This window comes from Kitasatospora sp. NPDC048194 (genome assembly GCF_043202455.1).
GTDB lineage: Bacteria > Actinomycetota > Actinomycetes > Streptomycetales > Streptomycetaceae > Kitasatospora.
The window spans coordinates 187,957-206,843 of the sequence record NZ_JBIDAK010000010.1 but is presented as its reverse complement, the minus strand read 5'-3'; the positions used below and the strand labels follow the sequence as shown (position 1 = coordinate 206,843).

Sequence of the window (18,887 nt, the reverse complement as noted above, 5' to 3'; positions counted from 1 at the left end):
GGGATGGTTGTCCCATGAACGCAGCAGAGCAGACCGCGAACGCCGTGCGGCGCACCGCGACCGCCGCAGTGGACACCGCCCCCGTCGCCCTGATCACCGGCGCCTCCCGAGGCCTCGGCCTGGCCCTCGCGCACGCCCTCGCCGCCGAGGGCTGGCAGCTGGTCATCACGGCCCGGGGCTCCTCCGAACTCGCCGCCGCCGAGGAGGCGTTGGCCGCCGTCACCAAGGTGGTCGCGCTGCCCGGCTCGGTCGTCGACGACGATCACCGGGCCCGCCTGGCCGAGGCCGCCGAATCGCTCGGCGGGGCGAGCCTCCTGGTCAACAACGCCGGCACGCTCAACGGCGCCGCGGCGCCGGACGCCGAGCCGCTGCCCCGGCTGGCCGACTACCCGCTGCCGGACCTCCTGGAGACCTTCGAGGTCAACGCTCTCGCCCCGATCGCTCTCACCCAGCTCGTCCTGCCCCAACTGCGCGCCCGCGCCGGCGCCGTCCTCAACATCAGCTCCGACGCGGCCGTGGAGGCCTATCCCGGCTGGGGCGGCTACGGTGCCAGCAAGGCCGCGCTCGACCACGCCACCGCCGTACTCGCCCGGGAGGAGCCGGAGTTGAAGGTCTGGGCGGTCGACCCGGGCAGCATGCGCACCCGGATGCTGCAGCAGGCCGGCCCGGGCGAGGACATCTCCGGCGAGCCGCTGCCCGAGGACGTCGCGCCCGTCCTGCTCGGACTGCTGCGCGAGGACGCGCCGTCCGGCCGCCACCGCGTCGAGGACCTCGCGGCCGACCGGGGTGGGCGATGACGGCCCTGACCGACCTCGGCCCGGAGCTCACCGTCCCGCCCGAACTCTCCGCGCGCGAGCCGGCCGAGGCCCGCGGCGGGGCCCGCGACGGGGTGCGGATGCTGGTCGGCCGGAAGGCCTCCGGCACCGTCGAGCACCGCCGCTTCACCGAGCTGCCCGAGGTGCTGCGCCCCGGCGACCTGCTGGTGGTCAACAACTCGGCGACCCTGCCGGCCGCCCTGCCCGGCCGACTCCCCGACGGCACGCCGGTCGCCCTGCACCTCTCCTCCGCCCAGCCGGACCGACGCGGCACCCACCTGGTGGAGTTGCGCAGGGCGGTGCCGGGTCGGGCGGCGGCCTACTACCCGCCGGAGGAGTCCCCGGCCCGTCCCGGTCTGCGGATCGGTCTGCCGGACGGCGCCGCCGCCGAGCTGACCGGATCGTTCACCGCCCGCCTCTGGTACGCCGAACTCTCCCTGCCGGTCCCGCTGTTGCGCTACCTGGAGCGGCACGGCCGGGCGATCCGGTACGGCTACACCGACCGCGACTGGCCGATCGAGGCGTACCAGACGGTCTTCGCGAGCGTCCCGGGCAGCAGCGAGATGCCCAGCGCCGCGCGGCCGTTCAGCCCCGAAGTGGTGGCCCGGCTGGCCGGCCGGGGCGTGCTGGTCGCGCCGGTCACCCTGCACACCGGCGTGGCCTCGCCGGAGGTGCACGAGGCCCCGTACGCCGAGCGCTTCCTCGTCCCGGCGGCCACCGCCCGGCTGGCCCGGCACGTCCGGGACGGCGGCGGCCGGGTGATCGCCGTCGGCACCACCGTGGTCCGTGCCCTCGAGTCGGCCGCAGGGCCGGACGGAACGCTCCAGGAGGCGGACGGCTGGACGGAGTTGGTGATCACCCCGGAGCGCGGGGTGCGCGCCGTGGACGGCCTGCTCACCGGTTGGCACGAGCCGCGGGCCTCGCACCTGCTGATGCTGGCCGCCGTCGCGGGCCGCCCGCTGCTGGCGGACTGCTACCGCGCCGCGGTCCGGAACCGGTACCTCTGGCACGAGTTCGGGGACGTCAACCTGCTGCTGCCGGACTGAGCGGCCCCGGCCGGCCGCGGTCGCGCCGGGCGTTCAGGCCAGCAGGGTCCGTGCCACGTGGTGGGTGTCCAGGTACTCGCGGACGGCGGTGATCAGCCCGTCCTCGACGGTGAACACCCCGAGGCAGTGGTTCTCGTAGGTGGTGCCGTTGGCGGCCTTGCCGACGGTGGTCCACTCGGCCACCGCCTGCGGGCCGTCGGCCAGGACGTTGGTCAGGGTGATGACCGGCAGGCCGTCGGCGGCGAACAGGGTGCCGACCTGGCCGAGGAAGTCGCCGAAGATCTCCTGCTTGCCCCGCCAGGTGCGGGACAGCGCGAGGCTGCCCGGGTAGGTCCAGGTGGCGTCCTCGGCGAACAGGGCGATCGCGGCGTCGCGTTCACCCGCGGCGATCAGGTTGACGTAGTCGGTGACGACGGTGCGGGCGTCGGGCTGCTGCATGATGGGCTCCTTCGGTGCCTCCGGTCGGGGCTCTCCCGCCGTGGCACCAGCAAAGCCCTGCGGCCGCCGGGGCGGCCAACAACCTCCGGCACGGGCCGACAACCTCCGGTTGTCCACCCAGGCCCCGCGCACCGGCGTGCCCCGCGGCGCCGGGCCACCCGGCTGCGGGTTCACCCGGGCCGCAGGTTCACGGGCCTGTGGGTTCGCAAGACTGCGGGTCGGGCGTGCGGGTTCACGGACCTGCGGCCCGGAGGTCAGGCGGTCGGGAAGCCCGGCGGCAGCTCCAGCTCGAACCAGACCACCTTGCCGTCCCGGGTCCGGCGGCTGCCCCAGCGGTGCGCCAGCTCGTTGACCAGGTGGATACCGCGGCCGCCCTCGTCCTCGGCCTGGGCGCGGCGGATCCGGGGCGTCCCGCTCTCCCGGTCGGCGACCTCCACGGTGAGCACGCGGTTGCAGTAGAGCCTCAGTTGGGTGGGCGAGCCGGCGTGCACCAGGGCGTTGGTGATCAGCTCGCTGGTGAGCAACTCGGCCCAGTCGACGAGTGCGGCCAGGCCCCAGGCGGTCAGCGTCTCGCGGGTGAAGCGGCGCGAGTGGGCCACCATCGCGCGGTCGCCGCTGAGCGGCAGGGTCGCGATCCGGTCCGCGCCGGGCGGGCGGACCTGCGCCATGATCAGGGCGATGTCGTCCTCGGGGGTGCGGCCGGTGAGCCTGGTCAGGACGGCGTCGCAGGTCTGCTCCAGGGTGGGACGCCGGTCCGCCACGGTGCGGCGCAGCAGGTCGAGGCCCTCGTCGAGGTCGCGGCCCCGGCGTTCGACCAGCCCGTCGGTGTAGAGCGTCAGGATGGCCTCCTCGGGGAGGGCGAACTCGACGCTCTCGAACGGCACTCCACCCACCCCGAGCGGTGCGCCGGGCGGCAGGTCGAGCAGCTGGGCGTTGCCCTCGGTGTCGGCGACCACGGGGGGCAGGTGGCCGGCGCAGGCGGCGGTGCAGCTGCGGTCGAGCGGGTCGTAGACCACGCACACGCAGGTCGCGAACTGCCCGTCGCCGAGTGCCGTGGTCGCCTCGTCCAGCCGGTACAGCACCCGCGCCGGTTCCAGGTCCAGGGTGACCAGGGTCCTGGCGACGGTGCGCAGTTGCCCCATGGTGGCGGCGGCGCGGATGCCGTGGCCCATCACGTCGCCGACGATCAGCGCGACCCGCCCGGCGGTGAGCGGCACCACGTCGAACCAGTCGCCGCCGACCTCGCTGACCACGCTGCTGGGCAGGTAGCGGTAGGCCAGTTCGAGGCCGATCGTGCGGTGGATCTCCTGCGGGAGCAGACTGCGTTGCAGGGTGAGCGCGGTGTCCCGCTCACGGCGGTAGAGCCGGCCGTTGTCGATCGCCAGCGCGGTGCGGGCGACCAGCTCCTCGGCCAGCGAGCGGTCCGCCGGGCCGAACGGCACCGGGTTGCGGGTGCGGACGAACTCCGCCCCGCCCAGCACCAGTCCGCGCGCCACCAGCGGCACCATCAGGTACGAGTGCACCCCGGCGTCCAGCCCCGGCTGCACCCGGTCGGGCGAGGCGACGATCCGGCGCAGCTCGTCCTCCGTCACGTCGGACACCAGGATGGAGCGCCGGGTGCGCAGGCTCTGCGCGTACACCTCGGCGGACTGCGAGGTCTCGCCGACCTGGTCGGCGGCCGCCGTCATGCTGCCGTCGTCGGCCGTCTCGCCGACCGCCACGGCCCGCATGAGCACCGAGCCGTCCCGCGGCACCGGCCCCGGCTCCTCGCCGCTGAGCACCGCGTCGCGCAGGTCGACGGTGACGAAGTCGGCGAAACGCGGTATCACCACCTCCACCAACTCCCGGGCGGTGCGGTGCAGATCGAGCGTGGTGCCGATCCGGTTGCTGGCCTCGTTCAGCAGGCCCAGCCGCTGCTGGGCGGCCCAGGCCTCGTCCAGCGCCCGCTGCCGGGCCGCGGCCGCGTCGCGCTCCCGGGTGAACAGCAGCGCGTTGTCGATCGACACCGCCGCCCGCACCGCCAGCTCCCCGGCCAGCGCGAGGTCCTCGTCCTGGTACGGGCGCTCCACCAGGGTGCGGTAGAAGCCCGCGACGCCGACCGCACTGCCGCGCGCGATCAGCGGCACGACCATGATGGAGCGCACGTTCTGCTCCCGCACGGCGGCGGTGCGCACCGGGTCGTCGGCGAACCAGGCCATGCCCTCCTCGTCCATCCGCGGCACCAGCACCGGCTTGCGGTGCGTGAGGCTCCACGCGTACGGCGAACCGGGCAGGAAGCGGTGCACCCCGCCGAGCCGGTCGATGGGCGCGAGGGTGGAGCCCTGGACGGAGTGGAAGGCGATCCGGCGCAGCAGCGCCGAACCGTCCGGTGCGGCGCGGGGCTCCCGCTCGCCCCGGACCAGCTCCTCCAACACCTCCACCACCACGGTGTCGGCCAGCCGGGGTGTCGCCACTTCGGCCAACTCCTGCGCGGTCCGGTCGATTTCGAGGGTGGTGCCGATCCGGGTGGAGGCCACGTTGACCAGCGCGAGCCGCTCCTGCGCGGCCTTCGCCTCGCGCAGCGCCTGCTGGCGGGCCAGGACCGTCTGGTGCTGGCGCAGGTACAGCCGGGCGTTGTCGATCGCGACGGCGGCGCGCGAGGCCAGCTCGTCCCCGAGCGTGATGTCGGCCTCGGCGAAGGACTCCCGCTCGCCGCGCCGCGAGTACACCACCATGCCGAGCGTCGTGCCCCGGGCCACCAGCGGGGTGATCCGCACCGAGCGCGGCCGGTCGCCCAGGAACGCCTGGCGGCGGCTCTCGGTGAGGCCCTCGCTCAGCGGAGCCAGCTCCCAGGACGGCACCACGGCCGTGCGCCCGGTGGTCAGCGCCCGGGCGTAGGGGGAGTCGGGCGGCAGCTCGTACACCGTGTCCACCGGCAGGGCCTCGGACGGGTACAGCGGGTCGGCGGTGGCCATCGCCAGCCGGCGCACCAGCTGGGGTGCGTGCGGGTCGAGCGGCTCGACGTTGCGGCCGGCCACCAGCGCCTCCAGGGCGAAGACCCCGCTGATGTCGGCGACCCTGGGCACCATCGCGTCGGCCAGCTCCCGGGCCGTCTGCCGCAGGTCCAGGGTGGTGCCGATCGAGGCGGTCGCGTCGACCAGCAGGGAGAGCCGCTCCTGCGCCCGGGCCGCCCGGGCGTCGGCCCGGTAGCGCTCCGTGATGTCGATGACGGTCGCGCTCACTCCGAGCACCCGCCCGGACCGGTCCACCAGCCGGAAGTAGGAGGCGGACCAGGCGTGGTCGTGGCCGCGGTTCCCCGGGATGCGGCCGTGCGAACGGAAGTCCACCACCGGCTCGCCGTGGGCCAGCACCTGGCGCATCACCGCTTCGGCCTCGGTGCCGTTGATCCCGGGCAACACCTCAGTCAGCCGGTGACCGAGGTGCTCCTCGGGCGACAGCCCGTTGGCCCTGGCCAGCGCCTCGTTCAGCCGGACGAAGCGCAGTTCCGGGTCGAAGACCGCCATCCCGACGGGGGACTGGGTGAAGAACCCGTCCAGCACCGCCAGATCCGCCTGGATCCGGTGCAGGGTGGTCACCTCGGAGGCCACGGCCAGTACCAGGGGCGCCCCGCCGGGCCCGCGGATCGGATGGGTCCGGAACTCCAGGTTCACCAGGTGCCCGTCCCGGTGCCGCACCGGGAACACCCCGGCCCAGCCGCGGCCCGCGAGGATCTGCCGGAACAGCTCCAGCACCTCGGGCCGCTCCTCGTCCGAGGTCAGCAGCTGCGCCGCCTTCCGGCCGACCGCCTCGTCCGCACGGTAACCGAGCAGTGCCTCGGCGTCGCTGCTCCAGTGCAGGATCCGCCCGTCGGCCTCGATCAGCGCCGTGGCGATCGGCACCATCAGCAGGGCGTCCTGCTGCGGCTCCCCCTGACGCTGCCCTTCGTCGTTCACCATGGCCAGAGATCCGCCCGGAGATCGTTCCCACCAGCCCTGCCATCGTCGCACGCGGCCCCCGGGCCCCGCTCCTCGTGGCGGCGGCGGCCGGTGCTGTCGTGCGTACCCCGGCGGGGCGGACGGCGCACGGCCGTCGGGCGCTCAGCGGCGGCTGGGGCCCTCGGAGCCAGGCCGGCGGCAGCGTCGGGCCGGCGCCAGCTCAAGGGGGCCGCGATGCCTGGGGGCCGAACCCGCCGCGCGCACCTGGCCACCTGCGGGCTCGCCGGGCCGCGCTCCTCGTGGCGGCGGCGGCCGGTGCTGTCGCGCGTACCCCGGCGGGGCGGACGGCGCACGGCCGGCGGGCGCTCAGCGGCGGCTGGGGCCCTCGGAGCAAGGCCGGCGGCAGCGTCAGGCCGCCGCCGGCTCAAGGGGGCCGCGATGCCTGGGATTCGGTGGAGGAGCCGCGGGCCCCGGCGAGCCCGCCGTCGACCGGCTCGCCGAACCCGCCGCGTGCACCTGGCCACCTGCGGGCTTGCCGGGCCCCACCGGGACCGCGGGCTCTGCGGAGGGCGCCCGGCCCAGGGGACCGTCGGCGAGTCGGCTCCGGACAGCGCCGACGCGGAAGCCGCCCTGCGGCGAGGGACCAAGGCGGACCCCGCCGTCCGCCCCACCGGACGGCGGGACCCGGCTGTGCCAGGCAGGGTGCCCCCGGAGGTCACCGAAGGTCAGCGGCGTCGCCGGGTGTCACCGCCTGGCTGTGTGGTCCAGGGCCGGGGCGGCGGGCTCCTGCCCGGCGCGGGCGTGCGTCACCTCGCGGGTGCGGGACTCCGCTCGGCGGGCCGCCAGGGCCAGCGCCGCGCCGAGGAGGCAGAGGGCGGCGGCGACCAGGACGGCGCGGTCGGTGCCCGTCGCCAGGGCGCGCGCGGCCGGCTCGGAGCCCGGGCCGGCCGCCCGGGCGGAGCCGGCGACGCCGATCGTGACGGCCACGCCCAGGGCCGAACCGAAGGTAGCGGGCGGTGCTGTTGGCGCCCGAGCCCATGGCCGCGCGACGGGCCGGGACGCTGCTGACCGCCAGGCGGGCGAGGGCGGCGTTGAGGACGCCGCTGCCGATCCCCGCCACCGCCAGGCCCGGCGCCAGCCGGAGCCAGGAGGAGCCGGGAGTGAGCCCGTACAGTCCGGCTTCACCCAGGCCGCAGACCAGCAGGCCGAGGGCGACCAGGGTGGCGGCCGACAGGTGCGTCGCCAGTCGGCGGGCCTGGAGGGCGGAGAGCACCGACAGGCCCGACCACAGCGCCAGGACGCCCGCCGCCGCCGGCCCGGATAGGCCGAGCACGCCCTGCAGCAGGGTGGGCAGGTAGCTCATGAAGCCGACCAGCGAGAGCCCCGTGAACAGGGCCCCGCCCGTCGCGGCGACGAAGCCGGGGCTGCGGAACAGCGCGAGGTCGAGCATCGGCTCGCGGCCCCTCGCCTCGACCGCGGCGAAGGCCGCGAGCAGCAGCACCCCGCCCGCGAGCAGTGCCACCACCACCGGCCGGCCCCAGCCGCCGCGGCCCTCGGCCAGTCCGGCGATCAGCAGGGACGTCCCGGCGGCCAGGGTCAGCACGCCGTACGGGTCGAGCGCGTGCGGCCGGTCGGCCTTCGACTCGGTGAGGTACCCGGCGGCGCAGACGGCCACGGCGGCGGAGACCAGCGCGAGTCCGCCGCCGACGGCGCGCCAGCCGGCCCACTGCTGGACGAGCGCGCCGTAGAGCGGTCCCACCGCGATGCCGAGGCCGACGGCCGCGCCCCAGATCCCGAGGGCGCGGACCCTGGCCGGGCCCGGCGGGTGGGCGTGGCTGATCAGGCCGAGGGCGGGGGCCAGGACGGCGGCGGAGGCGATGCCGAGCAGCACCCTGGCGGCCAGGTAGACGGCGCCGCCGGGGGCGAGCGCGGCCAGGGCTTCGGCGGCGGCGAACAGTGCCGTACCGAGGGTGAAGACCCGCTTGCGACCGTGGTCGTCGGCGGCGCTGCCGGCGGTGAGCAGCAGCGCCGAGACGCCGACCAGCGTGCCGGTGAGGATCCAGGGACGACCGGAAGCCCCCAGGTGAGCGGCCTGCGCGGTGGCGGCGAGCGAGGCGGTGGGGGCGGTGTAGGCGACGGTGACCAGTGCGGTCGCCGTCGCCGTGACGGCCAGGGTGGCCCCGGGCCGGACGGGAGCTGCGGCGGGGGCGGGTGCGACGGAGTCGCGGATCGGTGCGGGGGGCATGGGTGTTCCCTCCGGTGTGCGGACCCGTGGGTAGGGGCGCTTCGGTCTGGTGAATGAACCATTGCTCTCTCCGGCACGCTATCACTGGAAGTCTGTTCATTGAACCCACCGGGGGAGTGGACTAGGCTGGCCCGCATGGCGCTGGGAACGGACTACGAATCGCAGGACTGCGCACTGGCCCGCGCGCTCGAGGTGGTCGGCGAGCGCTGGAGCCTGCTGATCGTGCGCGACGCCTTCTACGGCGTGCAGCGGTTCAACGATTTCCTCCTCCACCTGGGCATCCCCCGCGCCGTCCTCACCGCCCGCCTGAACGCCCTGGTCGCCGCCGGGGTGCTGCGCAAGGAGCCGTACCAGCAGGCGCCGTTGCGCCACGGCTATCTGCTCACCGAGGTGGGCCTCGAACTCTGGGGCCCGCTCTACCAGTTGAGCCGCTGGGGCGGCCGACACGCCACGGAGGGCGGCCCGCACCACCTGTTCGCCCACACGCCCTGCGGCACCGACCTGGACTTCCTCGGCGCGTGCCCGCACTGCGGTGGCGGGCCCGTCCCGCCGGCCGAGGTCACGATGCGACCCAACCCCGTCCGCATCGCCGGCCGCCGCGACGACCCGGTCTCCCTCGCCCTGGCGCGCCCGCACCCGCTGCTCGAACCGATCGCCTCGGCGGCGGCGGCCTGACGCTTCGCTCAACCCGCCGTCGCGAAGTCCTGCTGCAGCCTGCGCAGCAGTGCCGTCCCCGCCGGGTCCACCGACCGGCAGCTGTTGGCCAGGATCGCCACCCCCACCTGCTTGTCCGGATCGAACGCGACGAAGGAAGCGAACCCGCCCGTACCTCCGTTGTGCCACAGCTGGAGGTGGCCGCCCTGCTGGGCGTGCAGCCGGTGCCCCAGCCAGCCGAGGTGTGCCCAGGCGAACGCGTTGACCCGGTGCCGAGTGGCGCGGGTGGTGATGATCGCGGGCGCCAGCGGGCCGTCCGGCTCGCGTTCGGCGGACAGCTGGGCCCGCAGGAGTATCGAGAGATCGGCGGCCGTGGACAGGAGCCCGCCCATGCCCGGTATCGCCGCCAGGTCCCAGTGCGGCACCGGCTCCCCGCTCGCCGAGTGCCCGACCGCCAGGCGCTCGGACTGCTCCGCAGCCGGCCGCAGGCAGGTGTCCACCAGGCCGAGCGGTCCGCAGACCTCGCGCGCCACCAGCTCCCCGTACTCGGCGCCGGCCCGCCGGGCCAGGGCCAGCCCGAGCAGCCCGACACCGAGGTTGGAGTACCGGAAGCCGCGGCCGGGCACGGCTCGCAGGCGCGTCCTGGCGAGCCCCGCCAACACCGCCTCGGCGGTGCAACCCGCATAGGGATCAGGCTTGTTGGGCCTGAGGAGCGCCCGTATCGCCATGCCCCTCGGCAGCCGGGGCAGCCCCGAGGTGTGGGTGGCGAGGTGCCGCAGGGTGATCGGCACGCCGCCCCGTGCCGGGACCACCGCGCCCTCGCCGAGTACGTCCGCGAGCGGCTCGTCGAGTCGCACCGAGTCGTCGAGTATCAGCCGCGCGAGCAGGAGCGAGGTGAACACCTTGGTGACGGAACCGATTTCGAACAGGGTGCGCGGCCCGGGCGCACCTCCGCCCGGGCCGGTCCGCCCGGCGCCGTGGAACTCCACGGCGCCGTCGGCCAGCCCGGCGACCACGGCGCCGACGGTCTGGCCCGCGAGCCGGTCTGCGGTCTGGTGTACGAGGCTGGCGAGATCTTCCATGGCTGTGAGCCTAGGCCCCCTCGACCTGCGAACTCGTCCACCCCGAAGTGGATTTCACGCCCCTTCCGCTGCTTCCGGGGGTGTACGCGGCGCTACTCTCCGCGTCGTACCGCACCCGCAGCGTGATGCCCTCACCGGTGGCTACGCCGCGGCGAGCGCCGCCCGCAGCCGGGCCGCTACCTCCGCCGCCCCGGCCTCGTCCGGGTACTTCCCCCGCGGCCAGAAGAACCCGCGCAGCCCGTCCTTCGGGTTGCGCGGCACCACGTGGACGTGCAGGTGGGGCACCGACTGGCTGATCCGGTTGTTCGCCGCCACGAAGCTGCCCGCCGCGCCCATGCCCCGCTCGACGGCAGCCGCCACCCGCTGCACCCGCAGGAAGAAGGGGCCGACCTCGGCGGGCGGCAGGTCCGCCAAGGTCCGGTGGTGGGCGCGCGGCACCACCAGCACGTGGCCGGGGAAGAGCGGGCGCCGGTCCAGGAAGGCCACCGCCGCCTCGTCGTCGAGCACCAGGTGCGCCGGCTCCTCGCCCGCCACCACCGCACAGAACACGCAGTCCATCCGTCCATTCAAACGAGCGCCGGCGGCCCCGGCACCCCCGCGGCCCCCCGCAGGCCGGACGTCACCCGTCCGGCCGCCGAGCAGCTGCGCCCGCCCCCGGGCCCCCCCGCAGCCGGCCCGCCCGGCCCCGCTCACACCGGTGCGCCCGGCCCCCGCCGCCGGGCGCACCCCCGTCCGCTCCTCGTACCGGGTGCACCCGCTACTCGTACCGGTACAGCAGCGCTTCCCGCTCGGTCTGCTCGATCGCCTCGATGGACAGCGACTCGTCCCGCAGGTGCGAAAGCGTGACCTGCGCCGAACTCGGCTGCGCGTCCGCGGCCAACCAGGCCTCCGGCTTCCACGCCGATCCGCGCATCAGCGCCTTCGGGCAGTGCGCGTACACCTCCTCCACCGCCACCACGATCGCGCTGCGCGGCGGCTTGCCGACCGCCGTCAGCCGGCCCAGCAGCTCCGGATCGGTGGAGACGCAGGCCCGCCCGTTGACCCGCAGCGTGGTGTCCCGGCCGGGCACGACGAAGAGCAACCCGACCCGGCCGGTCTCGAGGATGTTGTGCAGCGTGTCCAAACGCTTGTTGCCGGTGGCGTCCGGGATGGCCAGCGTGTACTCGTCGAGCACCGAGACCAGCCCGGCAGGCCCCCCGCGCGGCGAGACGTCGCAGCGGCCGGCGGCGTCGGAACTGGCGACGAACACCAGCGAGGAGCAGGCGATCAGTTGCTGCGCCACGTCGTGCAGGCGGTCCACCTGCTTGCGGAGCGCGTGCTCGCCCGGCTGCTCGTAGACCTCCCGCAGCTGGGCCGGGTCGGTGAGGGCTCCGGCGCTGAGGGCGGCGAAGAGCTCGCTCGGCCCGCGCGGGGCGGGGGTTGACGGTGCGGCAGCATCCGGTGTGATGGTCATGCCGGGAATCTACGGGAACCCGGGGCGGCCGAGCCGGGCGCTCCCCGCCGCGGCCGCGTCCGCTCGGTCGGGAAAGAGCCGCCGCCCCCTCCCCACCAGCGGTTTTCCGCTGATAATGGGGCCAGGGAGTCCAGCCAGCCGGAGGTGGTGGCCGTGATCGTCAGAATCTGGGCCGGGCAGGTCGTCGCCGATCGCTTCGAGGAGTTCTGCGCCCACCTGACCAGCCAGGTGATCCCGCAGCTGGGGCGTACGGACGGCTGCCTCGGCGGCGAGCTGCTGCACTCGGTGGCCGAGGACGGGCACCGGGTGCTCGTGGTGAGTCGTTGGCGCGACGAGGACGCCCTGCGCGGGTACGCCGGGCCGATGTGGCGGATCCGGCCGATCTGGTCGGAGGGTGAACTGCGCTACCTCGCGCACCCCCCGTCGGTGACCCACTTCACGCCGATCACCGCCCCCGCCCCCCTCTGAACCACCGGCCCGCTCCGGTGCCGCGTGCCGCCGCCCACCCCGGCCGAGCCGCCGGTCGCCGGGCCGCCGAGCCGCCCGGCCGCGGCGGCCGGCACCGGCGAAGGCCCACTGCAAAAGCCGGCATCAACGAAGGCGCCCACCAACCAAGGCCCCCACCAACGAAGGCCCCCACCGGCGAGGCCTCCGAGGAAGGCCCGCGGAAGGCCTCCGAGGGAGGCCCGCGCCGACGAAGGCCCGCGCCGGCCTGCACCGACACCAACCGCTACACCGACAGCGGCACCGGGTGGATCTCGTCCGCCGGGTGCCCGCTGCGGGTGTGGACCCGCTGCACCGCTTCCTTGCTCGGCGCCTCGGACAGGCAGTACACCGTCCCCGACTCCGGGTCGCCCCACGCCTGCTCGAAGTGGACGCCTTCCTCGCCCTCGATCGCCAGGTCGGCCGCGTGGGCCGCCCTGAGCTGCTCCGCCGTGATGCTGCCCATCCCGTGGTGGACGTCCATGAACTTGGCCATCGAGCTCGCCTCCGCACGTTCGGCCCCTCCACCAGCCTCACCCTCGGCCCTCGACGGCGCCACCAGGCGGCCCGCCCCGGTCCCCGCCGGAGGCGCCGGAAGCCGCCGCGCGGCACGACACGAAGCAGCACGGGCGGCACGACGACGCAGCACGGACCGGCGGGGCCGCGAGCAGCGCCCGCCGCCCCGCCGCGCATTCCCCGCCCCGCCGTGAAACAGGCCACAGTGGAAGGCTCTCCCTGGGCCCGCACCGCTCGTGGCAGAATGACGTCAACAGCAGTGACGTTCAGCGCACTCCGGGGTCGGTGAAAATCCGAACCGGCGGTTACAGTCCGCGACCCGTCCGCAGCCAGCGGCCGGTTGACCAGGTGAAATTCCTGGACCGACGGTTAAAGTCCGGATGGGAGGCGTGCGCGGGCGGACGAAGAGCAGTATCCGTGGTCCACCGGAGCCGGTCGAGAGCCGGACGGACCGCGGCCAGGTGAACGGCGGGAGCGGTGGCTCCCGGGTCGGGTGAGCGATCTCCCGGCGGCTCCGGCACCCCGGCGACGGGTCGTGCCTCCGGGTCCGCACACCGTTGCCCGTCCGTGTCATCTCCCCCTGCCGCCCCGGAGTCCGCGCCCCAAGCGCGAGGAGACCCGGGTGTTCACCGGCATCATCGAAGAGCTCGGCGAGGTCGTGTCGATCGAGGAGATCGGCGACTCCTCGCGAATCCGCCTGCGTGGCCCGGTGGTCCGGTCCGGTGCGCGGCACGGCGACTCCATCGCGGTCAACGGCGTCTGTCTGACCGTCGTCGACAGCCCGGAGCAACTGGCCGCCGAGACCGGTGAGTTCAGTGCCGACGTGATGGCCGAGACGCTGCACCGGTCCAGCCTGGGCGAGCTGAAGCCCGGTTCCCGGGTCAACCTGGAGCGCGCCATGGCGCTCGGTGCCCGCCTCGGCGGCCACCTGGTGCAGGGCCATGTCGACGCGACCGGGCGGCTGTTGGCGCGCGAGCCCGGCGAGCGGGACGCGAACGGTGACCTGCGCTGGGAGGTCCTGCGCTTCTCGCTGCCGGAGTCGATCTCCCGCTACCTGGTGGAGAAGGGCTCGATCACGGTCGACGGGGTCAGCCTCACCGTCGTGGAGGCCGCCCGCGACAGCTTCACCGTGAGCCTCATCCCGGCGACCCTCGCGCTGACCACGCTCGGTGCCAAGGCGATCGGCGAGAGCGTCAACCTGGAGGTGGACGTGCTCGCCAAGTACGTGGAGCGCCTGCTCGAGTCGCGCGCGCTGCCCAACCTCCCGGCCCTGCCCGCCCTCCCGGCGCTGCCCGACCAGCCGGGCATGGCCGACCTCCCGGCCACGCCCGGGGTTCCCACCCTGCCCGACCTCGCCGACGTCCCGGGGGAGTCCAAGTGAGCTGGCTCAGCGGAGAAGCGTTCACCGTCCTCGGTGAACACGTGAAGTGGGCCGACATGATCGGCAACCTGCTCGGCTTCGGCGGCCTGGCGCTCGGCTGGCGCCGCTCGGTGTGGAGCTGGCCGGTCCAACTCCTGTCCGGCGCCGTGCTGATCGCCGCCTACCTGGGGGGCCACGTCCCCGGCCTGATCGGCAAGCAGCTGATCGTCATCGCCACCGCCGCCTGGGGCTGGGCCCAGTGGCGGCGCGGCCGCCGGGACGGCGGCACCATCGCCGTACGGTTCGCCAGCTGGCCCGAGCGGGCCGCCCTGGTGGCCGGCACCGCGGCCGGCACCGTCGCCCTGGCGACGCTGTTCACCGCCTACCCCAGCCTGTCCTGGAGCCCCTGGTCGGACGCCTACATCTTCGTCGGCACGCTCGCCGCGATGGTCGCCCAGGCGCGCGGGTGGCTGGAGTTCTGGTTCGCCTGGATCGCCGTCGACGTGGTCGGCGTCCCGTTGGCCTTCAACAGCGGTTACTCCTTCTCCGGCCTCACCTACTCCGTCTACTTCGTCCTGGTGCTGCTCGGCCTGCGCTCCTGGTGGCTGAGCACCCGTGAGTCGCGAGCCACGTCCACCAACGTCCCGCAGGGAGTCACGGCATGACCGAGAACCGCATGACCGAGCACCGGACCCTCGAGAGCGGCGCCGACGACGAGTTGGTCCTCGACCCCGTCGAGCGGGCGATCGCCGACATCGCACTCGGTCGCGCGGTGATCGTCGTCGACGACGAGGACCGCGAGAACGAGGGCGACATCGTCTTCGCCGCCTCCGCCGCCACCCCCGAGCTGATGGCCTTCACCATCCGCTACAGCTCCGGCGTGATCTGCGCGCCGATGACCGGCGACGAGCTGGACCGCCTCAAGCTCCCGCCGATGACCCAGGTCAACGAGGACCGCAAGGGCACCGCCTACACCGTCTCGGTGGACGCCCACGAGGGCGTCGACACCGGCATCTCCGCCGCCGACCGGGCCCGTACGGTACGGCTGCTCTCCTCGCCCGGCACCGAGCCCGGTGACCTCACCCGCCCCGGGCACGTGTTCCCGCTGCGCGCCGTCGAGGGCGGCGTGCTGGTGCGTCCCGGCCACACCGAGGCCGCCGTCGACCTGGCCCGGCTGGCCGGGCTGGCGCCGGCCGGTGCGATCGCCGAGGTGGTCAACGACGACGGCACCATGGCCCGACTGCCCGAGCTGGTCGCCTTCGCCCGCGAGCACGGCCTCGCGATCATTTCCATCGAGGACCTGATCGCGTACCGCCGTCGCACCGAGCTGCACGTCGACCGGGCCGCCGTCACCGCGCTGCCCACCGCCCACGGCGCGTTCACCGCGGTCGGTTACAAGGGGACCATCGACGGCGTCGAGCACCTCGCCCTGGTGGCCGGCGGCCTCGACGCGGACGGGCAGCTGCCGGACGGCGAGGACGTCCTGGTGCGGATCCACTCCGAGTGCCTGACCGGGGACGTCTTCGGCTCGCTGCGCTGCGACTGCGGCCCGCAGCTGGAGGCCTCGCTCCGGCGGGTCGCCGAGGCCGGCCGCGGCGTGGTGCTCTACCTGCGCGGCCACGAGGGCCGGGGGATCGGCCTGGCCCACAAGCTGCGCGCGTACGAGCTCCAGGAGCAGGGCCGCGACACCGTCGACGCCAACCTGGACCTCGGGCTGCCCGCCGACGCCCGCGACTACAGCATCGCGGCGCAGATGCTGGTGGACCTCGGGGTCCGCTCGCTCAGCCTGCTGACCAACAACCCGCAGAAGCAGACCGCGCTCACCGAGCACGGCCTCAAGGTCAAGGGGCGCGAAGCCGTCGAGATCGCGCCGGGTGAGCACAACCTGCGCTACCTGCGCACCAAGCGCGACCGGATGGGCCACGACCTGCCCGGCCTGGGCTCCTGACCCGCGCGGCCCACGCCGCCCACCCCACCGCGACCCACCCCACCGCGACCCCTCAGGCCGCGGTCCACCCCACTGCGGCCCACCCGACTGCGGCCCACCCCACCGTGACCCACCCACCGCGACCCACCCCACCGCGACCCACCCCACCGCGACCCACCCCACCGCGACCCACCCCGCTCCACCCCACCGAGACCCACCCCGCTCCACCCCACCGAGACCCACCCCACCGCGACCCACCCCGCTCCACCCCACCGAGACCCAGCACACCGAGGAATGGAAGTAACGACATGAGCGGCCACGGAGCCCCCGAGCTGACCATCGACGGCGCCGCCGACCTCAAGGTCGCCGTCGTCGCGGCCCAGTGGCACGACAAGGTGATGAACGGCCTCCTCGACGGCGCCCACCGCGCCCTGAAGGAACTGGGCGTCTCCGAGCCGACCGTGCTGCGCGTCCCGGGCACCTTCGAGCTGCCGGTCGCCGCCAAGCGCCTCGCCGAGCGCGGCTACGACGCCGTGGTCGCCCTCGGCGTGGTGATCCGCGGCGGCACCCCGCACTTCGACTACGTCTGCCAGGCGGCCACCGTCGGCCTCACCCAGGTCAGCGTCGACACCGGCGTTCCGGTCGGCTTCGGCGTGCTGACCTGCGACAACGAGGAGCAGGCGGTGGACCGGGCCGGCCTGCCGGGCTCCGCCGAGGACAAGGGCCACGAGGCCGTCACCGCCGCCGTCGCCACCGCCGCGGTGCTGCGCGCCGCGCGCTGACCAGGCCAGGTACGGCCCCGGACCGCGGACGTCCACCCGACCGTCCACGGTCCGGGACCGTTTACCGTCCGTGCGCCCGCACGCCGTATGGTGGGCCCATCATGGCTTCGAAGACATTCGAGGAGCTCTTCGCCGAGCTCCAGCAGAAGGCCGCCACCGGCGACCCCTCGTCCTCCCGCACCGCACAGCTCGTCCAGCAGGGCGTCCATGCGATCGGCAAGAAGGTCGTCGAGGAGGCCGCCGAGGTCTGGATGGCCGCCGAGTTCCAGTCGGACGAGCAGACGGCGGAGGAGATCTCGCAGCTCCTCTACCACCTTCAGGTGATGATGATCGCCCGTGGGCTGACGCTCGACGACGTCTACAAGTACCTCTGACGCCCCCCGCATCCCCCTTCTGCTCCAGAGCACACCTCCGGCGCCGGCAGACGCCGCCCCGGCACCCCCTCCCGACAGGTAAGGAAGCAACCTCCCATGCTGCGCATCGCCGTCCCCAACAAGGGTTCTCTCTCGGGTCCCGCGGCGGAGATGCTGCATGAGGCCGGCTACCGCCAGCGGAAGGACCCCAAGGAGCTCGTGCTCGTCGACCCGAACAACGAGGTCGAGTTCTTCTTCCTGCGCCCCCGCGACATCGCCGTCTACGTCGGCTCCGGTCGCCTCGACGTCGGCATCACCGGCCGTGACCTGCTGCTGGACTCGCACTCCAACGCGGAGGAGGTGCTCGCCCTCGGCTTCGCCGGGTCGACCTTCCGCTTCGCCCGCCCCGAGGGCGTCGACGTCGAGGACGTGAAGGGCCTGGAGGGCCTGCGGATCGCGACCTCCTACACCGGCCTGGTCGAGCAGCACCTGGCCGACCACGGCGTGAAGGCGACGGTCACCAAGCTGGACGGCGCCGTCGAGACCGCGGTGCAGCTGGGTGTCGCCGACGTGATCGCCGACGTGGTGGAGACCGGAACCAGCTTGCGCAACGCGGGCCTGGAGGTCTTCGGCGAGCCGATCCTGGTCTCGGACGCCGTGGTGATCCGCCCCAAGGGCGCGGGCGAGGACCCGCGGGTGGAGCAGTTCCTGCGCCGCCTCCAGGGCGTCCTGGTGGCCCGGCGCTACGTGCTGATGGACTACGACATCCGCGCCGAGAAGGTCGGCGCCGCCGTGGCGCTCACCCCCGGCCTGGAGTCGCCGACGGTCTCCCCGCTGCACACCGAGGGCTGGGTGGCCGTCCGTTCGATGGTGCTCCGCAAGGAGGCCCAGCAGATCATGGACGACCTCTGGGGCATCGGCGCCCGCGCCATCCTGGTCACCAACATCCACGCCTGCCGCCTCTGACCACCTCGCCCGGGACGTCCGCGAGGACGACCCGGGCCACCGGTCCGTCGGTTCGCGGGTAAAGGACGGTTCAATGGGGCGGGACGCCGACCGGCGTCCCGCCCTCCGCCGTAGCCGGCCCGCCCCTTCGTCGTAGCAGCCCGCGCGCCGTCGGCCCCAGCAGCCGCGCCGCCGCCAGAACCACCGGAGATCCACGTGTCCACGCCGTCCGTCGAGTTCCCCGTCACCTGGGCGCCCCGCCGCACCCGCGCGGTCCTGCTGCCGGTCTGCGTCGCGCTGGTGGCGCTGTTCGCCGTGCTGGCCGTCCTGCTCCCGGCGAACTGGCAGCTCAACGACCGGATCATGATGGTCGCCAGCGGTGTGTTCTTCGCCTGTGCGGGCCTGATGCTGGCCCGCCCGCGGGTGCGCGCGGACGCCGAGGGCGTGACGGTGGTCAACTTCGTCCGCAGCCGCCGGCTCGCCTGGGCGGAGATCGTCCGGGTCAACTTCCGCCAGGGCGACCCGTGGGCCACCCTCGACCTTGCCGACGGCACCTCCCTCGCGGCGGTCGGCATCCAGTCCGGGGTCGGCAGGGCGCAGGCCATCGCGGACGCCCGCGCGCTGCGCGACCTGGTCGAGCGGCACGCCCAGGTCTGAGCGGCCGCCCGACCGCCCGGGCGGTGCGTGCCCGAACACGCTTCCTACCGCCGCCCCGCTATGGTCTACGCTGGTAAAAGCGGGGCAAAGACTCCCACCCCGCCTGAGAACGAGACCGACCTGACTCGAGCCGACCCGACTCGAGCCGACCTGAGGAGTGACTCTCCCCCTCGATGGACGATCCGTCCGGTAGTACCTGCGCCGCCTCGCTTCCGAC

18 protein-coding genes and 1 riboswitch are annotated in these 18,887 nt (G+C 74.4%); of the genes, 11 read left to right on the top strand and 7 right to left on the bottom strand.

Translation table 11 applies throughout. The annotated features are described in order from the left end of the window. The first annotated feature begins 14 nt into the window (after window positions 1-14). Window positions 15-797: an SDR family oxidoreductase gene (locus tag ACGF07_RS15525; RefSeq protein ID WP_392898932.1), complete on the top strand. Its 783-nt coding sequence runs from the start codon at window positions 15-17 to the stop codon at window positions 795-797. Continuing rightward, the gene (locus ACGF07_RS15520) at window positions 794-1,861 is read left to right on the top strand and encodes an S-adenosylmethionine:tRNA ribosyltransferase-isomerase (RefSeq protein ID WP_392898930.1); all 1,068 of its coding nucleotides are present in this window, start codon (window positions 794-796) and stop codon (window positions 1,859-1,861) included. The genes ACGF07_RS15525 and ACGF07_RS15520 overlap by 4 nt, the downstream gene beginning before the upstream one ends. A gap of 33 nt (window positions 1,862-1,894) precedes the next feature. On the opposite strand, the gene ACGF07_RS15515 is transcribed toward ACGF07_RS15520, so the two are convergent. From ACGF07_RS15515 to ACGF07_RS15505, 3 genes are all read right to left on the bottom strand, one after another. After that, on the bottom strand, window positions 1,895-2,299 hold the full coding sequence (locus ACGF07_RS15515) for a nuclear transport factor 2 family protein (RefSeq protein WP_392898928.1): 405 nt from the start codon (window positions 2,297-2,299) through the stop codon (window positions 1,895-1,897). A gap of 254 nt (window positions 2,300-2,553) precedes the next feature. Beyond that, window positions 2,554-6,234 carry a SpoIIE family protein phosphatase gene (locus tag ACGF07_RS15510; protein ID WP_392898925.1) on the bottom strand — a complete coding sequence of 1,227 codons (3,681 nt, stop codon included), beginning with the start codon at window positions 6,232-6,234 and terminating at the stop codon, window positions 2,554-2,556. A gap of 694 nt (window positions 6,235-6,928) precedes the next feature. Next, the gene (locus ACGF07_RS15505; protein WP_392898922.1) at window positions 6,929-8,458 is read right to left on the bottom strand and encodes an MFS transporter; all 1,530 of its coding nucleotides are present in this window, start codon (window positions 8,456-8,458) and stop codon (window positions 6,929-6,931) included. 135 nt (window positions 8,459-8,593) lie between these two features. On the opposite strand from ACGF07_RS15505, the gene ACGF07_RS15500 reads away from it, so the two are divergent. After that, complete coding sequence (locus tag ACGF07_RS15500) at window positions 8,594-9,133, top strand: winged helix-turn-helix transcriptional regulator (RefSeq protein ID WP_392898920.1); 540 nt, start codon at window positions 8,594-8,596, stop codon at window positions 9,131-9,133. Between the two features lie 8 nt (window positions 9,134-9,141). Here the strand turns inward: ACGF07_RS15500 and ACGF07_RS15495 are convergent, their stop codons facing one another. The 3 genes from ACGF07_RS15495 to ACGF07_RS15485 form a co-directional block, all read right to left on the bottom strand. Continuing rightward, a complete protein-coding gene (locus ACGF07_RS15495; protein WP_392898917.1) occupies window positions 9,142-10,194 on the bottom strand; it encodes a serine hydrolase domain-containing protein in 1,053 nt (350 codons plus the stop codon). A gap of 141 nt (window positions 10,195-10,335) precedes the next feature. After that, window positions 10,336-10,752 (bottom strand): HIT family protein, encoded by a 417-nt coding sequence (locus ACGF07_RS15490; protein ID WP_350745144.1) that lies wholly within the window; start codon window positions 10,750-10,752, stop codon window positions 10,336-10,338. 199 nt (window positions 10,753-10,951) lie between these two features. Continuing rightward, window positions 10,952-11,647 (bottom strand): MSMEG_1061 family FMN-dependent PPOX-type flavoprotein, encoded by a 696-nt coding sequence (locus tag ACGF07_RS15485; protein ID WP_392898914.1) that lies wholly within the window; start codon window positions 11,645-11,647, stop codon window positions 10,952-10,954. A 153-nt stretch (window positions 11,648-11,800) separates the two neighbouring features. Between ACGF07_RS15485 and ACGF07_RS15480 the strand changes: the two genes are divergently transcribed. Beyond that, on the top strand, window positions 11,801-12,115 hold the full coding sequence (locus ACGF07_RS15480; protein ID WP_350746803.1) for an antibiotic biosynthesis monooxygenase: 315 nt from the start codon (window positions 11,801-11,803) through the stop codon (window positions 12,113-12,115). A 262-nt stretch (window positions 12,116-12,377) separates the two neighbouring features. Here ACGF07_RS15480 and ACGF07_RS15475 read toward each other — a convergent pair whose 3' ends face one another. Then, entirely contained in the window at window positions 12,378-12,626 is a 249-nt protein-coding gene (locus tag ACGF07_RS15475) for an SCO4226 family nickel-binding protein (protein WP_350746800.1), read from the bottom strand. A 288-nt stretch (window positions 12,627-12,914) separates the two neighbouring features. Next, window positions 12,915-13,042: riboswitch (FMN riboswitch) on the top strand. Between the two features lie 226 nt (window positions 13,043-13,268). Between ACGF07_RS15475 and ACGF07_RS15470 the strand changes: the two genes are divergently transcribed. The 7 genes from ACGF07_RS15470 to ACGF07_RS15440 all read left to right on the top strand — a co-directional run bounded on the left by ACGF07_RS15470 (window position 13,269) and on the right by ACGF07_RS15440 (window position 18,670). Then, window positions 13,269-14,027 carry a riboflavin synthase gene (locus tag ACGF07_RS15470; RefSeq protein WP_392898910.1) on the top strand — a complete coding sequence of 253 codons (759 nt, stop codon included), beginning with the start codon at window positions 13,269-13,271 and terminating at the stop codon, window positions 14,025-14,027. Then, window positions 14,024-14,671, top strand: a complete 648-nt coding sequence (locus tag ACGF07_RS15465; protein ID WP_350746794.1) for a nicotinamide mononucleotide transporter family protein — start codon at window positions 14,024-14,026, stop codon at window positions 14,669-14,671. Before ACGF07_RS15470 ends, ACGF07_RS15465 begins: the two co-directional genes overlap by 4 nt. Continuing rightward, window positions 14,668-15,954, top strand: coding sequence for a bifunctional 3,4-dihydroxy-2-butanone-4-phosphate synthase/GTP cyclohydrolase II (locus tag ACGF07_RS15460; RefSeq protein ID WP_392898907.1), 1,287 nt, complete (start codon window positions 14,668-14,670; stop codon window positions 15,952-15,954). The genes ACGF07_RS15465 and ACGF07_RS15460 overlap by 4 nt, the downstream gene beginning before the upstream one ends. Before the next feature lie 287 nt (window positions 15,955-16,241). Then, window positions 16,242-16,715 carry a 6,7-dimethyl-8-ribityllumazine synthase gene (ribH, locus tag ACGF07_RS15455; protein ID WP_350746791.1) on the top strand — a complete coding sequence of 158 codons (474 nt, stop codon included), beginning with the start codon at window positions 16,242-16,244 and terminating at the stop codon, window positions 16,713-16,715. Window positions 16,716-16,816: 101 nt separating this feature from the next. Then, entirely contained in the window at window positions 16,817-17,089 is a 273-nt protein-coding gene (locus tag ACGF07_RS15450) for a phosphoribosyl-ATP diphosphatase (RefSeq protein WP_097238956.1), read from the top strand. 96 nt (window positions 17,090-17,185) lie between these two features. Next, window positions 17,186-18,034, top strand: a complete 849-nt coding sequence (gene hisG, locus ACGF07_RS15445; RefSeq protein WP_350746789.1) for an ATP phosphoribosyltransferase — start codon at window positions 17,186-17,188, stop codon at window positions 18,032-18,034. Window positions 18,035-18,229: 195 nt separating this feature from the next. Continuing rightward, a complete protein-coding gene (locus ACGF07_RS15440) occupies window positions 18,230-18,670 on the top strand; it encodes a PH domain-containing protein (protein WP_350746786.1) in 441 nt (146 codons plus the stop codon). Window positions 18,671-18,887 lie beyond the last annotated feature (217 nt).